20 protein-coding genes are annotated in these 23,162 nt (G+C 49.3%); 8 read left to right on the top strand and 12 right to left on the bottom strand.

Features of this window, described 5'->3' with window-relative positions; translation table 11 throughout:
• Positions 1-19: 19 nt before the first annotated feature.
• Both QL234_RS21150 and QL234_RS21145 read right to left on the bottom strand, forming a co-directional pair.
• Entirely contained in the window at positions 20-1,135 is a 1,116-nt protein-coding gene (locus QL234_RS21150; RefSeq protein WP_281559756.1) for an efflux RND transporter periplasmic adaptor subunit, read from the bottom strand.
• A 165-nt stretch (positions 1,136-1,300) separates the two neighbouring features.
• Positions 1,301-1,696 (bottom strand): thioesterase family protein, encoded by a 396-nt coding sequence (locus QL234_RS21145; RefSeq protein WP_281559755.1) that lies wholly within the window; start codon positions 1,694-1,696, stop codon positions 1,301-1,303.
• 166 nt (positions 1,697-1,862) lie between these two features.
• On the opposite strand from QL234_RS21145, the gene QL234_RS21140 reads away from it, so the two are divergent.
• Positions 1,863-2,561, top strand: a complete 699-nt coding sequence (locus QL234_RS21140; RefSeq protein ID WP_281559754.1) for a 2OG-Fe(II) oxygenase — start codon at positions 1,863-1,865, stop codon at positions 2,559-2,561.
• A gap of 17 nt (positions 2,562-2,578) precedes the next feature.
• Complete coding sequence (locus QL234_RS21135) at positions 2,579-4,165, top strand: amidohydrolase family protein (protein WP_281559753.1); 1,587 nt, start codon at positions 2,579-2,581, stop codon at positions 4,163-4,165.
• A 392-nt stretch (positions 4,166-4,557) separates the two neighbouring features.
• Here the strand turns inward: QL234_RS21135 and pssA are convergent, their stop codons facing one another.
• From pssA to QL234_RS21115, 4 genes are all read right to left on the bottom strand, one after another.
• On the bottom strand, positions 4,558-5,889 hold the full coding sequence (pssA, locus tag QL234_RS21130; protein ID WP_281559752.1) for a CDP-diacylglycerol--serine O-phosphatidyltransferase: 1,332 nt from the start codon (positions 5,887-5,889) through the stop codon (positions 4,558-4,560).
• Positions 5,890-6,112: 223 nt separating this feature from the next.
• The gene (locus tag QL234_RS21125; protein WP_281559751.1) at positions 6,113-8,086 is read right to left on the bottom strand and encodes a methyl-accepting chemotaxis protein; all 1,974 of its coding nucleotides are present in this window, start codon (positions 8,084-8,086) and stop codon (positions 6,113-6,115) included.
• A gap of 273 nt (positions 8,087-8,359) precedes the next feature.
• Positions 8,360-9,130: a MipA/OmpV family protein gene (locus QL234_RS21120; protein ID WP_281559750.1), complete on the bottom strand. Its 771-nt coding sequence runs from the start codon at positions 9,128-9,130 to the stop codon at positions 8,360-8,362.
• A 127-nt stretch (positions 9,131-9,257) separates the two neighbouring features.
• Complete coding sequence (locus QL234_RS21115; protein ID WP_281559749.1) at positions 9,258-10,181, bottom strand: cation diffusion facilitator family transporter; 924 nt, start codon at positions 10,179-10,181, stop codon at positions 9,258-9,260.
• Between the two features lie 76 nt (positions 10,182-10,257).
• On the opposite strand from QL234_RS21115, the gene QL234_RS21110 reads away from it, so the two are divergent.
• Positions 10,258-10,671 carry a helix-turn-helix domain-containing protein gene (locus QL234_RS21110; RefSeq protein ID WP_281559748.1) on the top strand — a complete coding sequence of 138 codons (414 nt, stop codon included), beginning with the start codon at positions 10,258-10,260 and terminating at the stop codon, positions 10,669-10,671.
• 11 nt (positions 10,672-10,682) lie between these two features.
• Here the strand turns inward: QL234_RS21110 and QL234_RS21105 are convergent, their stop codons facing one another.
• On the bottom strand, positions 10,683-12,917 hold the full coding sequence (locus QL234_RS21105; protein WP_281559747.1) for a winged helix-turn-helix domain-containing protein: 2,235 nt from the start codon (positions 12,915-12,917) through the stop codon (positions 10,683-10,685).
• Between the two features lie 440 nt (positions 12,918-13,357).
• On the opposite strand from QL234_RS21105, the gene QL234_RS21100 reads away from it, so the two are divergent.
• The 4 genes from QL234_RS21100 to QL234_RS21085 all read left to right on the top strand — a co-directional run bounded on the left by QL234_RS21100 (position 13,358) and on the right by QL234_RS21085 (position 17,841).
• Positions 13,358-14,596, top strand: coding sequence for an Ig-like domain-containing protein (locus QL234_RS21100; RefSeq protein ID WP_281559746.1), 1,239 nt, complete (start codon positions 13,358-13,360; stop codon positions 14,594-14,596).
• A gap of 185 nt (positions 14,597-14,781) precedes the next feature.
• Complete coding sequence (locus QL234_RS21095) at positions 14,782-15,333, top strand: GbsR/MarR family transcriptional regulator (protein ID WP_281559745.1); 552 nt, start codon at positions 14,782-14,784, stop codon at positions 15,331-15,333.
• An 89-nt stretch (positions 15,334-15,422) separates the two neighbouring features.
• Positions 15,423-16,850 (top strand): cytochrome ubiquinol oxidase subunit I, encoded by a 1,428-nt coding sequence (locus QL234_RS21090; RefSeq protein ID WP_281559882.1) that lies wholly within the window; start codon positions 15,423-15,425, stop codon positions 16,848-16,850.
• The gene (locus tag QL234_RS21085) at positions 16,837-17,841 is read left to right on the top strand and encodes a cytochrome d ubiquinol oxidase subunit II (protein WP_281559744.1); all 1,005 of its coding nucleotides are present in this window, start codon (positions 16,837-16,839) and stop codon (positions 17,839-17,841) included. Before QL234_RS21090 ends, QL234_RS21085 begins: the two co-directional genes overlap by 14 nt.
• A gap of 91 nt (positions 17,842-17,932) precedes the next feature.
• Here the strand turns inward: QL234_RS21085 and QL234_RS21080 are convergent, their stop codons facing one another.
• The 3 genes from QL234_RS21080 to QL234_RS21070 are packed head-to-tail and all read right to left on the bottom strand — an operon-like array spanning position 17,933 to position 19,134.
• On the bottom strand, positions 17,933-18,094 hold the full coding sequence (locus QL234_RS21080) for a hypothetical protein (RefSeq protein WP_281559743.1): 162 nt from the start codon (positions 18,092-18,094) through the stop codon (positions 17,933-17,935).
• A gap of 56 nt (positions 18,095-18,150) precedes the next feature.
• The gene (gene rraB, locus QL234_RS21075; protein WP_281559742.1) at positions 18,151-18,501 is read right to left on the bottom strand and encodes a ribonuclease E inhibitor RraB; all 351 of its coding nucleotides are present in this window, start codon (positions 18,499-18,501) and stop codon (positions 18,151-18,153) included.
• Between the two features lie 15 nt (positions 18,502-18,516).
• The gene (locus QL234_RS21070) at positions 18,517-19,134 is read right to left on the bottom strand and encodes a 1-acylglycerol-3-phosphate O-acyltransferase (RefSeq protein WP_348650726.1); all 618 of its coding nucleotides are present in this window, start codon (positions 19,132-19,134) and stop codon (positions 18,517-18,519) included.
• 392 nt (positions 19,135-19,526) lie between these two features.
• On the opposite strand from QL234_RS21070, the gene QL234_RS21065 reads away from it, so the two are divergent.
• A complete protein-coding gene (locus QL234_RS21065; RefSeq protein WP_281559740.1) occupies positions 19,527-20,291 on the top strand; it encodes a MipA/OmpV family protein in 765 nt (254 codons plus the stop codon).
• Between the two features lie 42 nt (positions 20,292-20,333).
• Here the strand turns inward: QL234_RS21065 and QL234_RS21060 are convergent, their stop codons facing one another.
• Together QL234_RS21060 and QL234_RS21055 are read right to left on the bottom strand one after the other, a co-directional pair.
• On the bottom strand, positions 20,334-20,903 hold the full coding sequence (locus tag QL234_RS21060) for a glutathione S-transferase family protein (RefSeq protein ID WP_281559739.1): 570 nt from the start codon (positions 20,901-20,903) through the stop codon (positions 20,334-20,336).
• A gap of 368 nt (positions 20,904-21,271) precedes the next feature.
• The gene (locus QL234_RS21055) at positions 21,272-23,053 is read right to left on the bottom strand and encodes an acyl-CoA dehydrogenase C-terminal domain-containing protein (RefSeq protein ID WP_281559738.1); all 1,782 of its coding nucleotides are present in this window, start codon (positions 23,051-23,053) and stop codon (positions 21,272-21,274) included.
• Positions 23,054-23,162 lie beyond the last annotated feature (109 nt).

The raw sequence follows: 23,162 nt of genomic DNA, 5'->3' as shown, positions 1-23,162 counted from the left end.
ACCCGACTCTCCGCTTCAATCAATTAAATTGCTTAACTTGCTGGTCGAGTAGGTTCACCCGCTGGCCGTGACGCAAATAGGTCACCCCGGCGGTGGCAATGATTTCCCCCTGCTTTAACCCGGAGGAAATAAAAACCTCGTTATTAAGAATGTTTTCCACCACCACCCGGCGCTTTGCCACCAGGGAGCTTTGCGGATCATAAACAAAAACATAGGCTTGCTGGCCAATACCTGCACCGAGGGCATTAAGTGGCAGGCGAAACGCCTCGCCCCGGTAACCGCTGCGCCCGGTACCGGTAAAGGTAAAATTCACTTCGGCGGTCATACCGGCACGCAGGTATTGCAGATCGTTCTTAACCAGAACAGTTACCGGGAAAGCATTGGCGCTTTGCGCCTTTGAACCGATTTCGCTGATCACGCCGCTGCCGCTAACATCCGGCAACACCGGATAGGTTATTGCCAGCTTCTGCCCCAAGCTGATATCCCGCACCAGGGTCTCCGGTACCATCACTTGTACTTCCAGCCCCATCTGGCCTTCAATATCAAAAGCCCCCTGCCCGGCCGCTACCTGCATCGAAGGCTCAATCATACGTTGGGTGATCTTACCGTCATAGGGAGCTAGCAAACGGGTATCCTTAAGGTTTTTATTGCTGATATCCAGTTGTGCCCTGGCCAGGTCAATAGCGCTGTTGGCGGTGGCATAGGCGGTTTTGGCATTGTCATAACCCGACGCCGATACCAGCCCCTGTTTTTCCAGCTCGGCATAACGGCGGTACTCGTTTTCCGCTTCTTTTTGCGTGGCAATGCTCTGCTCCAGGTTTGCCCGCGACGACATCTGGTCAAAGCGGTAGGGAGAGTTTTCTATTTTAGCCAGCAGCTGACCCTGTTTGACGACATCGCCAAGTTTGACATAAACCTCGGCAACCTTGCCAGCCACCTGAAAGCTGAGCTCGGCGGATTCCACCGGCTGCACTATGCCGGATAAACGCCTGACCTGCTCCAGGCCGGATTTTTCTACTTCCACCCAGGCAATCGGGCGGATTGCCTCCTGCTCTGCCACTTGTTCTTCTTTACAAGCGCTCAGCAGCAGGCTCAGCACTAAGCACGGCATCAGGTAGTTCATGGTAGTACGCATTTAAACACCTCAAATATTGGATTAATAAATAATGAAGTGATTATCCGCGACAGGGGGTTAAGGGCAGGTTAATGCCAACGGAGAATTGGAAATAATTGCGTAAATTTCACCCGGTTTTATTTTCCAGGACAAGAAAAAAACCGGGTAAAAGGGAAACAGGGCAAATCAGCCTGCAAGCAAATGTTTGCTCATCTCATCTTTAATGGCCTCGGGAATCGGCATAGAGGCTTGCTCCTGATAACAGAAATGCACCATCACCGCGGTACCGCTGGCACACTTCTCCCCTTGCTGCCACAGCTCCTGGTAGACATCAAACGAAGCGCCGCCGATACGGCCGATATAGGTCCTGACCTCAATCTCTTTACCGTAAAAGAGCTGGCCGTGATAGGTGACATCGATTTTCGCCAGGATCAGCTGCCAGTTACCGGTATCGAGCTCAGGCATAAACAGACGGAAAACCGGATCCCTGGCCCCTTCAAACCAAACCGGCACCATAGTATTGTTGATATGCCCTAAGGCGTCAGTATCGCTGAATCTCGGGGTAATGGTTTCACTGAACAACTTGCTATCCTTTTGCTATCTATATGGTTTATGAATCTGATAAGCGGCAATCTTACACCCGAAAGGGGAAGAGCCAAACTTTTGTCTTAAAATTTCTGCAATAAAGGCGGTGAATTATAGTATGCTGGAGGAAAAATAATAACGAATAACAAATAAAAGCAAGAACATGACTGATTTCATTGAAATATACCCCGATGCTTTACCGAGAACGTTCTGCCAGGACTTTGTCCGCCAGTTCGAGCAGAGCCCCCATAAAAATCCCGGGCGTACCGGCGGCGGTGTCGATACCACGAAAAAGCTGAGCCAGGATATTTACCTGAACCAACACCCCGAGTTCCAGCAGGCGATGCAAACCATCACCCAGGCCTGCACCCAGAGGGTCAGCGAATATATGGCCAAATACTTTTTCAGTATTATCAGTGGCATTTCCCTGACGGTAGCCCATCCGGTGACCAAAGAGCCGGTACAGCTGACCGCAGACAACTTCGACGAAATCGGTAAACCCAATGTCGTCAACCTGATGAAATACCTATTCCGCCTGGCGCCGATCAATGCGCAAAAATATGACAAAGGCAAAGGCAATTACGGCTACTGGCATTCTGAAATTTACCCCCAGCCGGGCCCCAACGATGCCCTGCACCGGGTACTGTTATTCCTGATTTACCTTAATGATGTCGAAGAAGGCGGCGAAACCGACTTTTTCTACCAGGAAAAAAGCGTCAAGCCCAAGGCAGGCACTATGGTGATCGCTCCTTGTGGCTTCACCCATACCCACAGAGGCAATGTGCCGGTATCAAGCGACAAGTACGTGCTGACTTCCTGGGTAGCCTTTAACCCGGCAGAAAGAATCTACACCCCACAATAAGTAACAACAGGACAGTAATGAAATCAGTTAGTTTATTGGCCGGATTTAAAACCGGCCTGGCATCTGCTTTAGTTGCCTCCATGCTGGCATTAAGCACCAGTGCTTTGGCTGGTCCCGGGGTTAAGGCACCTCAGCGCAGCCAGGGAGAAGGCCCCTATAAACGCCTGATCCTGCGCGGCGGCATAGTGGTGAACGGCGAAGGTGCCCCCGCCCGCGGCCCTATGGACATAGTGATCGAAAACGACCGCATCGTCAGCATTGTTAATGTCGGCAACCCCGGGGTACCGATCAAAGCCAAACGCCCCCAGGCAGGTAAAGACGATAAAGTTATCGATATCAGCGGCCAGTATGTCTTACCCGGCTTTATCGATATGCACGGCCATATCGGCGGCAGCGCCGACAATATTCCCGCCGAATATGTTTTTAAACTCTGGCTCGCCCACGGCATCACTACGGTACGGGAACCCGGCAGCTTTAACGGCCTGCCCTGGGTCATGGATCATGTCAAACGCAGCGAGAAAAACACCATAGCCGCGCCGAGGATCATCCCTTATGTTGGTTTCGGCATGGAGCAGCAAGACGAAATCACCAGCCCTGAACAGGCAAAGAGCTGGGTTAAGGCAATCGCGAAAAAAGGCGCCAAAGGCATCAAGTTTTTCGGTGCTCCGCCACAAATTATGACCGCAGCCCTGGATGAAGCGAAAAAGCAGCAGCTGGGCACTATGATGCACCACGCCCAGCTGGAAGTGACCAGCATGAACGCCCTGGATTCTGCCCGTTTGGGCCTGACCACCATGGAGCACTGGTACGGTTTGCCCGAAGCGCTGTTTGAACACCAGATCATCCAGGATTACAGCCCGGAATATAATTACAACAACGAACAGCACAGGTTTGGCGAAGCCGGCCGGTTATGGCAACAGGCCGCCAAACCCGGCAGCAAAAAATGGAATAAGGTGCGGGATGAGCTGATTTCCCTGGATTTCACCATCAACCCGACCATGACCATCTATGAAGCCAGCCGGGATCTGATGCGGGAAATGAATGCCGACTGGCACCAGGACTATACCTTGCCGACCCTGTGGCAGTTTTTCCAGCCCAGCCGTTATGCCCACGGCTCCTACTGGTTTGACTGGACCACAGACGATGAGATTGCCTGGAAGAATAATTTCCGCCAGTGGATGACCTTCCTCAATGACTATAAAAATCACGGCGGCCGGGTCACCACAGGCTCAGATGCCGGTTATATCTTTAAAATATACGGCTTTGCTTATGTACGTGAATTAGAGCTGCTCAGGGAAGCCGGTTTTAACGCCCTGGAAGTGATCCGCTCCGCCAGCTTTAACGGCGCCCAGGCGCTGGGCATGGCAGATGAGATCGGCTCAATCCGGGTCGGGAAAAAAGCCGATCTGGTGATAGTGCCGGATAATCCGCTGCGTAACTTTAAAACCTTATACGGCACCGGCCATTTCAGGTTAAATGACAAAAACCAGCCGGTACGCACCGGCGGGGTAAATTACACGGTAAAAGACGGCATTGTTTATGATGCTAAGGCCTTGCTTAAGGATGTCAGGGACATAGTCTCGGCAGAAAAAAGAAAGGGGTAAAAGCACCTTCTGCCTTTATGGCAAAGCGGGATGACATACACTCTTGTATCATAGCCGGTTAATCATCTTATTAGCCGGCTTTTTCAAATCGGTTACAAACCCTGCTCTTTGCCTTTCTGGCATCACAGGATTGCTTACAGGAAGTAAGTACTTAGCTTATGCTTGGAGCATATTAAGCTGAAATAAATCCCTTTATATACCCTGCTCTTTGCCTTCCTGGCATCACAGGATTGCTTACAGGAAGTAAGTACTTAGCTTATGCTTGGAGCATATTAAGCTGAAATAAGTCCCTTTATAAACCCAGCTCTTTGCCTTCCTGGCATCACAGGATTGCTTACAGGAAGTAAGTACTTAGCTTATGCCTGGAGCATAGTAAGCTGAAATAAGTCCCTTTATAAAAAACGTTTTAAGATCCTGTCTATTTGCGTCATGCGAATTTTCTTTAACAGCGCCTTAGGTTTGTCGGGATAATTATCAATAGCGTCAATGTCGCGGGAATGCCCGATACGCCGGGTATGCTTTAAGATCACATCGACTTCTTGTTGCACCTGTGCTTGCAAATGCCCCTGCTTATCATCAAGCAGCAAACCGTTTTCCAGATCCAGCGACCAGGCCCGGGGATTTAAATTGCTGCCGGTCAGCATGTGATAACGGTTGTCGGCGATCAGGCCCTTAAGGTGAAAACTATTGCCCTCATCCTGCCATAAGCGGATTTCAAGCTGGCCGCTGTCGATATATTTCTGCCACTTTTTCACAAAGCGATGCAAAAGCATCTCATAGATATAAGGCACGATACCGATAGTACTGAAGTCTTTTTCATCGGCAATATAAAAGTCATTGGCTTTTTTATCCCCCACCACCAGGGTAACTTTCACTTTACGCTTGAGCGCGCGGGTCACGTCTTTTGCCAGCGACTTGGGCAGGTTGAAATAAGGGGTAAACAGCAGCAACTCCTGGCGGCTCTTTTGCACCAGCTGACGTATGGTATGGTTTAAGCGGTTGCCCCGGCTGCCGTAACCGATATAGGGCTTGATCAGGATATCATCAACGCCGTTAGCCTTAGCCGGGGTATTTTGCAGCTCATAACGGGACTTTTTCATACGCGCCTTTAACCGACGGATATTTTGTTTTTGCTCTCCCGGTCCCGGCAAGACCTCATCATTTAAACGCGGCACTAAACCCGACTGGACAAATTGCCGGTCAAGGTAAAAACAAAAGCTATCGCTTAAAGATTTTGAAGAGATCTGGTAATAGCGGTCCAGACGGTATTTCTCCTGCTGGTGCAGGTAAACGTCATTGATGCTGGCGCCGGTATAAAAAACGGTGTCGTCAAACACCATGCCTTTAAGGTGCAACACCCCAAACAGCTCTTTGCGCTTTACCGCCACGCCAAAGACATCTATGCTTTGCTGATATTCTTTTTCCAGTGCCAGGTACAGCGCCCGGTTGCCTTCCTGCTTGCCTTCACCGATCAGCCCCCGCTGGGCGCGGTGACAATCGACAAAAACCTTGACGTTCAAAGAGGGATTTTCAGCCTTGGCCCGGTATAAGGCATGGAGGATTTCCCGTCCGGCGTCATCATCCTGCAGGTACAAGGCGGTGATATAAATGCGTGATCTGGCCGCCTGTATCAGCGCCAGCAACTGCTGTTTATACTCGGCAGGAGCACAAAAAACTTTTATATCTTGAGAGCTTACCGCAATACCTTGAGATGCCTTGATCAACTTTTCCACCAAAATCAGAACTAAACAGCGAACAAGTATACCCAAAGCGCATGAAAATGCGAAATAGTGCGTGTATTACAAGGGTATAAGCAAAAGATTAAGCAAGAGAATAAACCATAGCGGACTCGCTTAATCCGCCTGGCTTAGAATTACCCTTCCCCCCGACAAGCTTGCGAGGGAAAGCAAGTGAGTTCTCATTCACAATGCCATACTCGGGCAGATATCACTTAACAAAAGTAAACTGCGCCAGCTGATCGGATAAGCGCTCCGCCAGCACAGACAACTCATGCCCGGCTCCCGCCGCTTCCTTCGCCGCCTGCATGACCTGATCCGCCCCTTCGGCGATATTGACGGTATTGCTGTCGATATCCACCACCATTTGGTTTTGCTGGGTAACGGCAGCCGAAATTTGCACCGTGGCTTCGACGATTTGCCCGACATTGTCGGTCACTTCATTAAAGGTCTCGGTCACCTGCTGCGTTTTTTCCACTCCGTGCTCGGCTTTGGCTACCCCCTGGTTCATGGCAGCCACAGATTTTTCTGCTCCTCCCTGCAACTGTTCGATGATGCGCTGGATTTCCGTGGTGGAATCCTGGGTACGGCTGGCCAGGGTGCGTACTTCATCCGCCACTACGGCAAAGCCCCGCCCCTGTTCCCCGGCCCGGGCTGCTTCGATGGCGGCATTAAGCGCCAGCAAATTGGTCTGATCGGCAATTTCCCTGATAACATTCACAAATTGGGCTATTTCCGTACTTAATCCTGCCAATTCGTTAATCACCGAGGCCGAGACATTCACTTCATCGGAGATATCTGTGATCGCCTTGCCGGTTTCTGTGATCACCGTTTGCCCCTCGGTCACATGGGTACTCGCCTGCTCGGTGATCTCACGGGCTTCGTCGGTATTTTTAGCGATCACGGCAACACTGTCGGACACCTGACGCACGGCACTGGCAACGCTGTGGGTATTTTCCTGCTGCGTGGCCAGGCTTTGCTCCATGCCGGTATTGAGCTGGTGAATATTAGCCGAGCTCGATTTCAGCAAAATAATGTCATCGCTGAAACTCATCAGCAGTGCCTGAATTTTTTCCTGCATCTGGTTAAAGCTTGAGGCAATATCGCCGAGTTCATCCTGGGAGTTAAGCAGCAGTTTTTCACTGAAATCTCCGTTCCCCAGGCGCTCAGATGCCTGGTTGATCGCCATCACGTTTTGTTTTAACGAGAAATAAAAGGTTGCCAGCAAAAAGCCGATAATGACAGTGCCCGCCAGCAATACCAAGGTTAAAATCACCAGTGCCCGGTTACTCTTGTCCCGGTATTGCTCCAACTTCTGTTCAAGCAACAGGTTATTCCTTTTCAACAAATCCTGCGCCTGTTGATAGATCATGCCAACACTTTGTCCGGCAGCGCTGGCGGACCAGGAGATGCTGTCCGGGTCAATCACCTTATTACGTAAATTACGCTGATACTCGTCGAGTCCGGTTAAAAAATCCTGATAGGCTTGAGCATATTGCTTCATCTGCTTGCCGTCTGCTTTGAGCAGCTGCTCACTGGATTTCACCAGTTGCACCTGGAGTTCATCCAGGCGTTTGTCCAGGGCCACCAGGGAGGTATAGGTTTGTGCGGTAAAGCCCTCGTTATTGATAATCGCCGCGGTTAAATCCCGGGTGCGCGCCAGGTATTCGATCATGGCAGGCAAACGCTGCACCACCAGCTCAGAGATATAAAAAGCACTGGCCTGGCTTTCCCGGCTCAGGCCGCTAAAGGCGGCAATGTTCTCGCGAAATGCCAGGGTTTGGTCGTATAAGGCCGCCAGCGCCGCCGAATTATGCTGCTCGTTTGCCCCGATGATTTCCTGCCAGCGGTTATCTATAGCTTCCAGCTGCTGGCCAAGCTCGTTTAGCAGGGAAAAATCCCGTACCTGCTGCTTTAACTGGCTGAGATCTTGCGATACCTGCTCTTCGGCATTCGTTGCCACCTGGGTTTGACGAATATCCTGCTCCAGCATGGCGACTTTTTTCACCATGGCCAGCCCCATCAACTCTTTGTCATATTGTTCGATACGTCCCAGCTGCTCGCTGACAATCCACCAGCCACTGGCCAATAGCGGAATATAAAAGATCAGCGTCAGGATCAGGAATTTATATTTAAAACGCAGCTTATTAGAAAGTGCGATGGCCGACGAGGTTAGAAAAGTCATAGCTGAATATGCTTCCTTTTTTTAAAATTATTTTTATCACGTATCAATCCGGTTAACACCAGAAAAAGTATAGACCAGATACTATACAGATAAATTTCTTTTATTTGTAAGTTGTTGTTTAGATTGGCCAGATGTTTTCCCTTTTTCAGAAAAAAGTTGATAGTCGCCGGGCAGGGAAAGGTAAAAAGAAAAATAAAAGAAAAGCGGCCTTTCTCCGGATAAACCGGCAGCAACAGGCCGCTAAAGTGTGGAATATCAGTCGGGAAAAGCTAATTAAAAGCTATAGCGGTAGGCAACACCAAAACCCAGGGATTTATCATCGTCGACAATCGGACTGTCACTGATTTCATCATCAAAAAATTCCATTTCGGCAAATGCCATCACCTGCTGGTTTTTGCTGATGGCATAACCCGCGGTTAAGCCAAGTTCATAGTTGACGGCACCGTCAGCCTGATAATAAGCCCGGTTAGCGGTGACATCCTGCTCACTTACGCCGTAGTAATAATTCACCACGTCCTTGCTCGAATAATTGACACTTACCGAAGGTTCAATAAACCAGCGCCCGTAGCTGAGATGGTAGCTGTAACCGGCGCTCAGGCTGTAACCCTCGTGTTTGTTGCTGATATCATGTGCCGTACCAAGGGAAAGCTCTCCCCAGTCCCCGGAATAACTGAGCTCGACATTGGCGGTGATCGCCGTGTCCAGATCTTTCATATCTTTAAGCTCTTTGCTGTCACCGCGGTCGGTATCGCCGATGAAATCGCCGCCGATACTGAGATCGAGAGCGAAGTCATTCAATTCAATCGCGGTTAAGCCCAGCTGTCCCTGGCTGAAATAAAAATTACGCCAGTAAATTTCCGGTAAAGGCAAGATGGTATTGTTTCTTTCGCCACCGACATAAATAGAGTCCTGTGTATGGGCCAGGGCCATCACGGCAAAGTGAAAATCACCGTCCTGTTCGTCTCCTTGACCTTGATAATCATTTGCCAGCGCATAACCGGAAAACAACGGCAATAACAGTGATATTTTAGATAATAAACGCATAAATTTTCCTCCTTAGGTATGCCATCTAAAGTAGCCTATTGCCGTTTTAGAAACTGTATGGAAAATGTAAGTTAGTGTCGGCGATTTGTTGCTTACTGTCAGAAAGCCACTGAATTTACCGTCAGCCTTAATGCTCGTCCTTAGTGCCGTGACCGATAATCGCCGGATTTTCGCAAACATGGCGGGAACATTCCAGCTCTAAGGTGCTGTGCCTGATGGAAAAGCGCTCTGCCAGCAAGCTTTTCACTTCTGCCTTAATGGCATCTGCCCGCTGCCATTGTTCCGGCTCCAGCACAATATGGGCGTCCAGGGCATTTTGGTGCTCCTGCATTTGCCATAAATGCAGGTGGTGGACACTGTCGATACCCGGCAGGCTTTTTACATCGGCAAGCACCACCTTAGTATCCAGATCCGGCGGGCTGCCCAACATCAAAATACGGATCACCGGACCAATTTCCGTCACTGACTGCCAGAGGATATAACCAGCAATCATCAGGGTCACCAGGGGATCGATAAGCTGCCAGTCATAGAGCAGGATAAAGGTACCGGCCACGATTACAGCAACCGAACCCAGGGCATCGGCAACATTGTGCAAGAAAGCGGCCCTGATATTCATGCTCTGTTTTGACAGGCGAAAGGTTAGTAACGCCGTTACCAAGTCCACCACCAGGGCAAAGGCAGCAATAACAATCACCAGCCAGCCGTCCACCCCCTGGGGATTAAAAAACCTTAGTACCGCCTCATAACTCAGGTAAACCCCAAGCAGGATCAAAGTGGTGTAATTGATCAAGGCCGCCACCACTTCAGCCCGGCCATAACCATAGGTCATCTGTGCATTGGCGGGCTGACGGGCAATTTTACGGGCAACAAAGGCAATCACCAGCGCCAGCGCATCGGATAAGTTATGAATAGCATCGGCAATAAGCGCCAGACTGCCGGATAACAAACCGCCGATGATTTGCACAAGGGTTAAAGCGAAATTCACTGCGATTGCGCCAAAAACCCGCTTATCTCCGGCACCGGGATCTATATGATGATGGTGTCCTGCCATGATTACCTCTGTTAACGACTGTGATACCCTTAGTCTAATAGCTATAGTAACTAGAGGTTCAAGAGGAAAAAACAAAATGTTTTTGATTGGTGAAATGGCGCGGCGCACCGGGGTTAAAGTACCCACTATCCGCTACTATGAAAAAATCGCCTTAATTAGCCCACCCCAGAGATCTGACGGTAACCAGAGATTATATCGTCAACAGGATCTGGAGCGGCTTTCCTTTATCCGCCATGCCCGGGAACTGGGCTTTCCCCTGGAAGATATCCGGGCATTAATCGAGCTGAGCGCTACCGGCAGTTCCACTTGCAGTGAAATTCATGATATCGCGCTGGCGCAACTTGAAGCCGTTACCCGGCGCATAAGCAAGCTGCAAAAATTACAGCAAGAGCTGGAGCGGATCACGGCCGTTTCGGACCAGGGCAAAGCCAAACAATGCCAGGTGATACAGGCATTAGCCGACCATACTTTATGCCAGGGGGAGCATTAGTTTAACAGGCATTATAGGTTTATCAGCACCACATCGGTGTGGTATTTATCCAGCTTAGTATAAAAAGCCATGGCGCCATCGCTGCTGACACTTAAATGCCGGTCCGAGTCGACTGCCATCACAGGATCAATCGCATATAAGGTTTCAGACAGCCCCGTTGCCAGCTCCATTTTAAACAGCATTTGTTGTGGCTTGCTTGCCGGTTCGACACTTAAACCAGGTGACATATAGTAGATAATATCGGCATGTGCATCCCATTCATAACTGCCTTTTAGCGCCAATAACATTTTATCCGCAGGCATTTGGGACTCGTTCCCGGTTAACGTCCGCGAATGCACCTTCACCGTACCGATTTTTTGATAATGCAGGTGTTTTTTATCAGGAATAGCAAATCTGGAAACCGGGTGCTGCAACAGGCTTTGTGTTTGCCCCGAGGCCAGATCTTTTGCCATGATCTGCCAGATACCGTCAATTTCTTCATACCAGTACAACATAGCACCGTCTTGCGACCATTGGCCCATTTTGACATTATTTTCACCGGCAAAGCCGTCGGCATTTCCCAGCTCCAAATCAAACTGTATGATGCGGCTAGTGTCCTGGCCCAGGACACTGATCAGCAACTGTTTACCATCCGGTGACCAGGCCGGCGCCACCAGCTTTTCCTTTGCTTTGGCCTGAAAAACCAGGCGGTTATAATTATCATCCAGGGAGCGCAGCCACAGTGAGTCTATATCCGAGGTGGTGGAAACAAACGCCAGCATCTTGTTATCCGCCGACAGCCTGGGATAACTGGTGTGCGGCAGGTTCTTGAATAACGGTTTGGCAACCCTGTTCCCCTGCGGGTCCGGCGATGACTGCCAGATATTCATTTTACGATCCCGGGCAATACTGGCAAACTGCCCGGAAACTTCATCAAAATCCAGGCTGCTGCTTTTGGTCCCGGCGATCAATGTCGTTTCCTTGCTGCCAAGATCAACTTTCCAGATACCGTCGTTGCTGCTATTGACCAACAGGTAATACAGGGCATTGCCGGTTTCATCCCATACCACCTGGCTCACCTCCTCTCCCGTAGGCAGCACTTCGGTAAAAGCCCCGGAGTCTTTATCTATCAGGGCCAAAGTCCACAAATGACTGTTGGGTTGGTAATAGACCACAGCAATAGTCTTGCCGTTTGGCGAAAAACGCGGCCACAAATAGCCAGAAGCAGGGTGCTGCGGCGACGGCAAGAGTTGGGTATTGCCGCTGTCGGTATCTATCAGGGCCAGGCCTTCTATTTTTTTGATTTGGTTAAATACCGTAGTGACCAGCTGTTTGCCGTCGGGAGACCAGTCCAGCGCCTGGGTTTGCGCATAGGGACAAGGGGCCAATTCACGTTCGCTGGCATCGAGCAGGTTATAGACCCGGATCAGACAACCACTGTCACTAAAATGTTTATAGGCGATTTCTTTGCCGTCGGGGGAAAATGCCGGGGCAACATCATAGGAGGCAGCAGCACTTTCTTCAGATCCTGGCGCCACTCCCAGGGTGATGAGCTTATTGTCCGTCAGTGAACGCAGCACAATTCTGCCGCCAGTATACGCGTTCGAACTGACAGAATAAGCCAGCATTTTGCCGTCAACGCTAAATCTCAGGTAACGCTCATAAGCTTGATCCCGGGTAAGATAGCTGAATGTCGGCTCAGATAACTTGTCTGCTTCCTTCACCGCGACATGCGAATTTGACGCTTCTCCCTGAAACAGCCAAGCACCAACCAGCAGGGCGGCAAGAGCCAGCACACTAAAAACCAACCTGAGAGTTTTCGCTGTTACTGTCCTGCCAGTTGTCTCAACTCCCGGGGGTTGTTCAGCTAAAGGCACTTGTTCAGCCGCTTGTGTTTCTTTAACCGGTAAAGGTTCAACTGCAGCGCCCGGCTGCCAGTTTACCGCCGGTTTAAGGCGGTAGCCCTGCTTAGTTACGGTTTCGATATAAGCTTGTTGACGCGCCGAGTCGCCAAAAACTTTACGTAAATCAGAAATCGCCCGACTTAATACCATATCTGAAGTATGGGGCGTGCCCCACACCGCGATAATCAAATGTTCTTTCGAGAGGGTTTTTCCCTGGTACCTAGCCAGCTCGGTTAATACTGCCAGCATTTTAGGGGTAATGGCAGTTTCCGTTTCTCCCCGGGTAATGAGGTTACGTGAACCGTGAACGGTAAAATCTCCCACGGTAAAACTGGCGACTGTGGCTGCTGTGTTATTTTCCATGAGATCTCATTGGCTGTGGGCTATCCATTTTGTTCATACATCTGATCAGCGCAAACTTTTTTATTTTTTCCCGGCCTTCAACGGGCTTGCCAGCAGTTTTAAAGCATCCCTTGACAGGCGTCAAGGGTTTTCACTTTGGCCAAAGCCAGATTCAACAAGGAAAAAAGTCGGTCTCACCGAGGTATAAACCATTGTTTATTATGCATTTCAAGGAAATTTCAACAAAGTTTCAAGCAAATACACAGTAATTCTCAAGACGCTTTAAGTTCAGAACCGGTAATTTCATCCTGTTGGTCCCGGCCGCTGACCGGCCCAGGTTTTCCTGCGCTAGTTTTCGGCTTTTAATTCACTGAACGGGACAAGAACTTAACCGTACGTTTGCCTCTGTCTCAAGATAAAAAGGCAAACCCGGACAATAAAACGACAAGGGAAATATGAAGATGCAGCAACACAAAAATTTGATCCGCAAGTGCGCCCTGGCCATGGCGATAACTTTTTCCTCAGCGGCAATGGCAGCCGACTACAGTGAATTTGCTGTCATGCCAACAGCCAATAACGATGGCCTGAGTTTTGATGCCGATGGCAACTTATACGTTTCTCATGCCGGTAATTTTGACAATGGCCCTTTATCCGGCACTAGTGTCCGTAAAATAGCCTTAGACGGCACGATATCAGATGCCGCCACAGAGTTGTCGGGGCCGATAGGCAACAGATTTGATTCCAGCGGCAATATGTATGTTGCCAACTTCAACACCGGAGTAATCACCAAAGTCACACCGCAAGGAATCAGCTCCACCTTTGCCCAACTGGGCAATGCCAGCGGTATCATCATTAACTCACAGGATGAACTTTTTGTTTCCAGTTACCTCGAAAGCGTGATTTATAAGATCACTCCGGACGGTGAAAGCGAAATCTGGCTGGCAGGCGAAGGCCTGTTCGGCCCGGTCGGCATTGATCTGGATGAAGAAGAAAACCTTTATGTCGGCAACTACAATGACGGCCGGATATTTAAGATAGCAAGCGATAAAAGCGTTACCGAGCTGGCGTCGGCACCGGATTATACCGGTCACATCGCTTATGCCAATAACATGATTTATACCACGGCGCTTGAACACGATCTGATTTATCAGATACCGGTTAACGGCGGCGATCCTCTGGAACTGGAAGGGTCGGCCGAGGCCGGCTTGCTCTTTCCCAACGGTATTACCACCAGCCCGGACGGCAGTAAGCTTTATGTCTCTAACTTTGAAAGCAACCAGATAATACTGGTTGAGAATTTTGTCCCGGCGGCCGAAGATGACCTGGTGACAACTTCACAAAATACTGCCCTGGTGATAGATATACTGGCCAACGATCTTGACCATGGGGTCCCCCTGGATCGGACATCGGTCAATATTGTCACCGGCCCCGAACATGGCAGCGTCACTGTCGATGAAGTTGACGGCAGCATCATCTATATCCCGGATATTCCATTTACCGGCGAAGACAGTTTTGTTTACAGTATCAGCAACAACAATGGTGCCAGCTCGAATAAAGCCCGGGTAGCCATCACGGTAACCCCGGGTGAAACGGCAGCAAGATCTTCCGGCAGCAGTGGCGGTTCATTTGGCACTTCGTTATTGTACCTACTGTTACTACTGCCGGGCCGAAAGTTGTTATCCGCCCTTAAACATGGCTGATATAAAACCTTTACGCCCAGTTACCCTGTAAAAAGTCTCTGAAAAACAATGGTATTCAATCACTGAATGCCATTTCCCCCTTGCTGGTATTCACTTAATTTCAAGTCACTAACCGATCTTTTCTTGACATAGATCAAATTAGGTTTACAATTTTCAGAAATTACTGAAAATTCAGAATAGATAAAATGTCACCGATAATTAACTCCCTGGTTATGCATTTTGGCGAAATGGGCTCCCGCTGGGGCTTAAACCGCACCTTAGGGCAAATGTATGCCCTGATCGTCTTAACCGAAAAGCCCCTCAACGCCGATGAAATAAGCGCTCAGCTCAACATTTCCCGCTCTAATGTCAGCATGGGACTGAAAGAATTAAAGTCCTGGAACCTGATCAAACTCAGCCATATTCCCGGCGACCGCAAAGAGTATTTCAGCGCCCCCAAAGATGTCTGGGAAATCGCCCGCAACCTGATGATGGAGCGCCGTAAAAGAGAAGTTGACCCGACCCTGACCGCCCTGCGCGATGTCTTGCTCGAAGCCCCCGCCAATGAGCAGGAAGAGTATGCCCAGCAAAGGGTCAAGCAAATGCATGATCTCATTGAAATGCTCACCATATGGACGGATGAATTGCAGAATATGTCCAATGAAAAAGTGGCCGCCCTGCTCAAGCTCGGCTCAGGGTTGAGCAAATTGCTGGATATGAAAGAGCGCCTGCTGCCGGGCAAAGCCAATAAAGAGTAACCAGGCAGTCAACACCAGGAACAGAATAAAGCATACCTCCAAAATAAACCTAAGGGTAAATCGATATGATTGAAGTACTCAGCGACTCCCTGGCAAACAATTTGATGCTGTCGCGCATTCAGTTTGCCGCCAATATCAGTTTTCATATTTTATTCCCCACCATCAACATCGCCTTATGCTGGTTCCTGCTGTTTTTCAAGGTCCGCTACCGGCAAACCGGCAAAGAAACCTGGATGCGGGTGTACCGTTTCTGGGTCAAGATTTTTGCCCTGACCTTTGCCCTCGGGGTGGTCAGCGGCATTACCATGAGTTTCCAGTTCGGCACCAACTGGCCCGGTTATATGGAAACCGTCGGCAATATCGCCGGCCCCCTGCTCGGTTATGAAGTACTGACCGCCTTTTTCCTGGAAGCGACCTTTTTATCTGTGATGCTCTTTGGCATCGGCCGGGTATCGGATCGCGTCCATACCCTGGCGACCTTAGTGGTGGCCATCGGCACCACTATGTCTGCCTTTTGGATCATCGCCTTAGATTCCTGGATGCAAACCCCGCAAGGCCATACCATGATCGACGGTGTCGCCCATGCCACAAACTGGTGGCAGATCATTTTCAATCCTTCCATGCCCTACCGCCTGACCCATATGTTACTGGCTTCCGGGCTAACCGCCGCCTTTTTTATCGCCGGGATCAGCGCTTATCGCTTGTTGCAGGGAGATCCTAAACCCGCCCCCAAGCTTGCGCTGAAAGTCTCATCGACGGTGGCTTTGGTGCTGATCCCGCTGCAAATTTTTGTCGGGGATCTGCACGGCTTAAATACCCTGAAACACCAGCCCGCAAAAGTCGCCGCCATGGAAGGTTTGTGGCACAGCGACAGCCATGTGCCCCTGGTACTGTTTGCCCTAGTTGATGAAGCAGAAAAAACCAATCATTGGGCACTGGAGATCCCAAGCCTCGCCAGCTTAATTTTAACCCACAAAACAGATGGTTATATCAAAGGATTAAATGAATTCAGCGGCGAACACCCGCCGGTAGCCCCTGTTTTTTACGGCTTTAGGATCATGGTCGCCACCGGTTTACTGATGCTGCTCACCGCCGCCTTACTGGTGTATTACCAATATTTTCACAGCAGGGTCAAGCAAAGCCCCCAGCAGCAGAAAAATACGGCTCAAGGCCTGCCCCGCTGGCTGTTAAAACTCACCCTGCTAATGACTTTTTCCGGCTGGCTTGCCACTTTAGCCGGCTGGTATGTAACCGAAGTCGGTCGCCAGCCTTACCTGGTTACCGGAGTATTAAAAACAGCCGATGCCGTGACTACGGTGCCTTCAAGCCATATCGCCCTGTCGCTGGCCTTATACCTGACGGTTTACGGCGTCCTTATCGTTGCTTATATCAAAACCCTGTTTGTGATGGCAAAAAGGGCCATTGCCCTGGAAAATGATCAGGGAAATAACCAAAAGCCACAACATAAACAACCTCAGGAAAAATTAACGGGAGAGCAAGATTATGCCGCTTATTGATAACGACTGGTTGCCCCTGGCCTTCGTGATATTGATGGCCCTTTCATTTTTAATTTATGCCGTGCTCGACGGTTATGATCTCGGGGTCGGCGTCTTACTGCCGATGCAGGACCAACAACAGCGCGATACCATGATCTCTTCTATCGGTCCCTTCTGGGATGCCAATGAAACCTGGCTGGTACTGGCCATCGGCTTATTGCTGATCGCTTTTCCCCAGGCGCACTCCCTGGTCTTGCAGCATTTGTATTTACCGGTTTCTTTTATGTTGCTCGGGCTGATCCTCAGGGGTGTGGCTTTTGACTTTCGTACCAAGGCCGCCAGTAAAAACAAAAAAAGCTGGGATTTGGCCTTTAAAGGCGGCAGTTTGCTCGCCACCTTGATGCAGGGTTATATGCTCGGCCGTTATGTCATGGGCTTTAGCGATACCAGCGCCAGCTATGCCTTTGCCGTCCTCAGCGCCATTTGTGTCACAGCCGGTTATTGTTATATCGGCAGTGCCTGGCTGGTGATGAAAACCACGGGCAAATTACAGCAAAAAGCAGCAAGCTGGTGTTTTTACAGCGCCCTGCTGACCGCTTTAGGCATCATCGCCGTGTGCCTGACCAATCTTTTGCTCAGCCCGGAGATTTTCGATAAATGGTTAGGTTTGCCGCAACTCTTTATTTTCCTGCCGCTGCCCTTGCTGTTTATGATCATTTTCAGCGTCAGCTGCTTTTACCTGAAAAAAGTGCCCCACGCTGGCGATAATGGCTGCTGGCTTCCCTTTGCCGGCGCGGTACTGGTTTTTATCCTGTGTTTTTCCGGCCTGGCATACAGCTATTTCCCCTATATTATCTGGCAAGAGCTCACCATATGGCAGGCTGCCAGTGCCCGGGAGTCACTGCAGTTTATTTTTTACGGCGCGGTCGTGGTGTTGCCCACCATAGTGGCCTACACCATTTTTTCTTATAAAGTCTTTTGGGGCAAGGCAAGCAAGTTGAACTATTACTAAAGCTAAGCATAAAAGCACCGGCGCCCGAAGGGGCGGGCAAAGAGAGATAAAAACAAAAAGGCAGCACCTCGGCTGCCTTTTTTTATAAAGGTTATTCGCGGTCGGGATCTATACCCTGATTGATTTTCGCCAGCCGCTCGACATGGTTATGATGGGCTTTTAATGCCTTGTTGCCGAAAACCCCGATGATGGCCACGATAGGGATCAACAGAGCCAAAGTTCCAGGTTGTAGTAAGTGAAAAAGCCATTCCATCCTTCATTCCTTCTTCTTGTTATTAATCAGATTGCTCAGCCCTTTATGTTAGCAGCTTATTCCTCGAAGTAAGTGCCCCAGCCATCGTAATCAACATTACATTGTTTGGCCAGCTGGTACATGGTTTTAGCTTCATCGAAAATGATATCAAAATCAAGCGCCTGTTCGGTAACAATGTCGAAGGCAAAGATCTTCTCGCCGGTTTCCAGCTCGGCCTCTTCCGGCTCTTCCACGTCAAAACCCATTTTAAAGGCGGTGACCGCCGCCTTTTCCAGCAACTCAAAATCTGTGCTGGCAAAATGATGTTCTATGGTGTGATGTACTTCTTCATTGGTGCCGTCTTCGATCAATTCATCAATCAGCGCTTCGGTATGTTCCCGCCAACGTTGCAGTTCTTCATCATTCATAATTTCTCTCTCACCTTATTTGTTCGCTTGCGGTAACTCGGTACCCACTTCATGGCTGATTTCATTGATTCTTTTTAACATCCGACCATGGGTCTTTTGGGCGAGTAAACGAATACTCTCCCTTTTGTCACAGTCCAGCTCTATCGGCTCCTGGAATTCAATAATCATTTTACCATTATTCCAGCGGTTTAATTTGATCACGCCATGTAAATTACTGACACATACCGGCACAATCGGCACATCCGCCTGTACTGCGGTGCGAAAGGCGCCGGTTTTAAAGGGCAATAATCCACGCCCGTTACTGCGCGTCCCCTCGGGAAACAACCAGACTGATAACTTCTTTTCCCGAATTTTTGCTGCGGTGACGGCAATGGTATTCATCGCCTTAGAGCTATTTTTCCTGTCGATCAGAATATTACCGGTTAACCAGTACATTTGCCCGAAGAAAGGGATCCATTTTAAACTCTTTTTACCGACACTGACGGTATTTTTCGGTACCGCACCGCTGATAGTAAAAAGATCATAGTTATTTTGATGATTAGCAATATACACCGCCGGGCCCATTGCCTTTACCGAATCCGGCATACGGATTTCTACTTCCAGGCCGATAATTTTTGAAAATCTACCTAACACTAATGAAGCCAAATGCACATTGTTGCGATGAAAAGGCCGTAACAAACTACCTACGGTCGCCACAACAGATAATAACACTAAGCCTAAAGCCAATAGCACGAGTCGAATAACAGCTAACAAAAAAATCACCCCGTAATAAATTAAGGTGGCAAGTATACATGTAATTGCCCCCGGAGCTAAACCTGAAAATAAGATCTTTTAGACAAGGCGGCATTTCCCCTGAAATCCCGGGCCCTGCGCCGGGATCCGCCCCTTTCCTCCCCCGGACACGGCAAATAAATTTCCCCCCAAGGCAAGCAAAAAAGCCAGCCTTAGCTATAGTTAACCTTGCAGGAAAAATAAGCAAAACATGTTAAAGACAACAAAAAAACATCAGACCCGGGTAATAAAAAATGAAGTTATTAGCGCTCTCAATAACAGGCTTTACTGTGCTATCTTATGGCGTAGCGGCGCAGTCGTTACCCGAAAAGCCCGATGTCGCCAACGCTAACTCCCTGCTCAGCATTCAAAAAAGCATCGACTCCGCCAGCAGCACACCGAAAAAAAACCCGGTAAACTTACCGGAAAAATACCTGGACTCAGCCGGGCTTACTGCAGATAACGGCGAAAGCCGGCTTAAATTCAACAATAACTTAACCGACAGCTGGTCATGGAACCCCAGCAGCATAGATTTCCGCCCGGAAGCCATGTCGGCGGCTATCACTTCCGATGCAAACTTTCTTGAAAAGCAAGTCTTACAGGACAACAGCCAACAGCCGTTATCCCAGTTAAATGTCAGCTACCGGGGTAAGCGATTGAGTGTGCAAACCGGCTTTTTAACCGAGCGCCTTGAGCATGACCAGGGCAACAAATTCTTTCTGCAGGGCTCATACTCTCTCTGGTCGTTTAATAATTTCGATATTTCCGTTACCGCAAAAATAGAAACCCTGGATAAAGATATTATCCAAAGTTATTATCCGGTGGAAAATACCACTTTAGATATTAATAAGCTCAGCACCAATAAAACCCTGGGGCTCATCGGCACCTTTGACTTAAGTAGCCGCTGGAAAATGGTCGGCGCCATTACCACCACCTCTATCGGTTCAGAAATCACCAGCCCCCTGATTGAAAACAATACCTTCAACATGGCACTTATTGGCACCACTTATTCTTTCTAAATCCTCTTGAGCACTTTGAGACTCAACGTGTTCCCCCCGATGTTAACGGGGGTCGGTTTCTTCAATACCTGCCTGCTGCAAGTGACTTTGATAAAAGGCCGCTAAATGGGGCAAATGGCTAAAGTCAAACAGGGCGCGAAAACTTATCCAGTCCAATAAACAAAACAAACATATTGCCGGGTAGCGCCATTGACCAAACTGCTCTGCCGCCACTTGCTCATCCAGCGTATTGAGGATTTTATCAACCCTTTCGTTTTGCAGCTTAAAGAGTAATTTGTCTTCACCGACATCAAAACCGGAACGTTGTGATATCAGCAGGGTGACAAAAGAATCGCTGGCGGCATCGATCAGGGTCAGCAAATTTTCCTGCTGCCAGCTCAGCTGCTGATGACCAAACTTGTGCGCCAGGTAACGGTAAATCACCCGGGAGTCATAGATATTTTGCCCCTGGTCAATGAGCACAGGAACTTTCAAGGCAGGGTTGTTGGCAGTTAAGGTCGCCCTGTCATCCGGGGCAAAAATATCCAGGTTAATAAATTCATAATCCTGTCCGTGCAGAAATAGCCGTATCCGACGGACAAATGGTGAGGTCGTTGATCCCAGTAATTGCATGTTAGTCCCTGTTAAGCGTGATTTCTCATAAAGAGTGTGGGTAAAGAGTTCCGGGTAAATAATATCAGGGAATAAACAGCCAAAAGCAAGTGATGGCCGCAAGTTCAGCAAGCATTACACATATCGGCGCTCTTAATTTTCCTGCTGCCGCGTCATACGTCCTGTGCGACGCTCCTAAGCATCCCTGCTGCCGCGTCATACCATACGTCCTGTGCGACGCTCCTAAGCATCCCTGCTGCCGCGTCATACGTCCTATGCGACGCTCCTAAGCATCCCTGCTGCCGCGTCATACCATACGTCCTGTATATAAAAAACCCGTTATAACATCAGCTATAACGGGCTTTAGTATTCATCAAGGACAACCTTGGTTAGAACAATTCTTCATCCAGGGCAAACAATGGCTGACTGCCTGATTTTGCGGTGGCGATCAATGACACCCTGCGGGGTAATATACGCGCAAAGTAATAACGGGCGGTATGCAGCTTGCTTTGATAAAAATCATCGCCACTGTCGATTTTATTCAGTGCTTCTTGCGCCATACGTGCCCAGATATATGCCATGGCGGTATAACCAAACACATGAAGATAGTCGTTAGCAGAAGAACCCAACTCATTGGCATCCTGCCCGGCTTTATCAAGCAAATACTGGGTCAGCTCGGCTAAATCCGCCACGGCGGATGTCAGCGGTGTTATAAACTCAGACATCTTGTCATCGCTTGTCTCCTGGATATAAGCCTGTACTTCCTCCAGGAATATCTGCATCAGTTTGCCGTTGGAGCCGGCGACTTTTCTCGCCAGTAAATCCATGGCCTGAATACCGTTGGTGCCTTCATAAATCTGGGCGATACGGGCATCGCGTACCAGCTGCTCCTGCCCCCATTCACGGATATAACCGTGGCCGCCAAAGATCTGCTGGCCGTTAACCGTGCTTTCGAAACCTAAATCGGTAAAAAACGCTTTGGCCAACGGCGTCATCAGCGCCGCCAGGTTTTCACCTTTTTGCTGTGCTTCCCCTTCACCATAGGTGGCAATATCAAGCTGCATGGCGATATAGGTAGATAACGCCCGCGAACCTTCATTTAATGCCTTCATATTCATCAGCATACGGCGGACATCGCCATGCACCATGATAGAGTCGGCTTCTTTATCGCTGTTTTTGGCGCCGGTTGCCGAGCGCCCCTGAATACGGTCTTTGGCATACTCCAGTGCATTTTGGTAAGAGCGCACCGCCGCCCCTATGCCCTGGATACCAACCCCGATACGTTCGAAGTTCATCATGGTAAACATACAGGCCAGGCCTTTGTTGATATCGCCAATCAGATACCCTTCGGCATCATCAAAATTCATCACACAGGTGGCGGAAGCATGGATCCCCATTTTGTGCTCGATAGAACCACAGCTGACGCCATTGGCTTCACCCAGGTTACCGTCATCATCCGCCTTGATTTTAGGCACTAAAAATAACGAAATGCCCCTGGGGCCAGCGGGGGCGTCGGGTAGTTTGGCCAACACCAGGTGAACAATATTTTCGGTTAAGTCGTGCTCGCCGCCGGTGATAAAGATTTTATTGCCTGTGATCCGGTAGCTGCCGTCTTCCTGCGGTATCGCCTTAGTGCGTATGATCCCCAAATCCGAACCGGCATGGGCTTCGGTCAGACACATGCTCGCCGCCCACTCGCCGGCATACATGCGGGTTAAATACTTCTCTTTTAATGCCTCACTGCCGTGTTTGGCCAAAGACAACCCCGCACCTGCGGTTAAGCCGGGATAAAGGGAGAAAGAGATATCCGCCGAACATAACATTTCTTCGTGCAGGGAGGTGATCATTTTCGGCATGCCCATGCCGCCATACTCAGGATCTCCCCCTAATGCAGTCCAGCCCCCTTCGGCATAGGTATTAAATGCCTGCTGATAACCGGGGGCGGTGGAGACCACGCCGTCATCGAAGCTGACGCCGGTTTCATCCCCCTGACGGGCAATCGGTGCGATTTCCTGCTCAGCGATTTTGGCACACTCTTGTAAAATAGCGTCCGCCGTTTCGCGATCAACATGCTCTGCCAGCTTAGGTAATTTTTGCCATAATGCTTCCGTCTTAAAAACGTCATACAACAAAAAACTCATATCTTTTAGGGGAACCCGATAGTCAGCCACAAAACCTCTCCAAAATAAAACACACGATTAAAACATCTGTTTCAATATATCTTTTTATCACTAAATGTAAAGCCTAATCTGGTGATTAACTGTCTTAATTAATAAAATT

This window comes from Thalassomonas sp. RHCl1, from assembly GCF_947387555.1.
Classification (GTDB): Bacteria; Pseudomonadota; Gammaproteobacteria; order Enterobacterales; family Alteromonadaceae; genus Thalassomonas.
This window is presented reverse-complemented; position numbering and strand designations above follow the sequence as displayed.

Coding starts and splice junctions, on each gene's coding strand:
- QL234_RS21080 (WP_281559743.1), bottom strand. CDS start 18,094: ATGGAATGGCTTTTTCACTTACTACAACCTGGAACTTTGGCTCTGTTG.
- QL234_RS21060 (WP_281559739.1), bottom strand. CDS start 20,903: ATGCAATTACTGGGATCAACGACCTCACCATTTGTCCGTCGGATACGG.
- QL234_RS21120 (WP_281559750.1), bottom strand. CDS start 9,130: ATGCGTTTATTATCTAAAATATCACTGTTATTGCCGTTGTTTTCCGGT.
- rraB (WP_281559742.1), bottom strand. CDS start 18,501: ATGAATGATGAAGAACTGCAACGTTGGCGGGAACATACCGAAGCGCTG.
- QL234_RS21115 (WP_281559749.1), bottom strand. CDS start 10,181: ATGGCAGGACACCATCATCATATAGATCCCGGTGCCGGAGATAAGCGG.
- QL234_RS21095 (WP_281559745.1), top strand. CDS start 14,782: ATGTCACCGATAATTAACTCCCTGGTTATGCATTTTGGCGAAATGGGC.
- QL234_RS21150 (WP_281559756.1), bottom strand. CDS start 1,135: ATGCGTACTACCATGAACTACCTGATGCCGTGCTTAGTGCTGAGCCTG.
- QL234_RS21110 (WP_281559748.1), top strand. CDS start 10,258: ATGTTTTTGATTGGTGAAATGGCGCGGCGCACCGGGGTTAAAGTACCC.
- QL234_RS21135 (WP_281559753.1), top strand. CDS start 2,579: ATGAAATCAGTTAGTTTATTGGCCGGATTTAAAACCGGCCTGGCATCT.
- QL234_RS21065 (WP_281559740.1), top strand. CDS start 19,527: ATGAAGTTATTAGCGCTCTCAATAACAGGCTTTACTGTGCTATCTTAT.
- QL234_RS21140 (WP_281559754.1), top strand. CDS start 1,863: ATGACTGATTTCATTGAAATATACCCCGATGCTTTACCGAGAACGTTC.
- QL234_RS21125 (WP_281559751.1), bottom strand. CDS start 8,086: ATGACTTTTCTAACCTCGTCGGCCATCGCACTTTCTAATAAGCTGCGT.
- QL234_RS21105 (WP_281559747.1), bottom strand. CDS start 12,917: ATGGAAAATAACACAGCAGCCACAGTCGCCAGTTTTACCGTGGGAGAT.
- QL234_RS21085 (WP_281559744.1), top strand. CDS start 16,837: ATGCCGCTTATTGATAACGACTGGTTGCCCCTGGCCTTCGTGATATTG.
- QL234_RS21100 (WP_281559746.1), top strand. CDS start 13,358: ATGCAGCAACACAAAAATTTGATCCGCAAGTGCGCCCTGGCCATGGCG.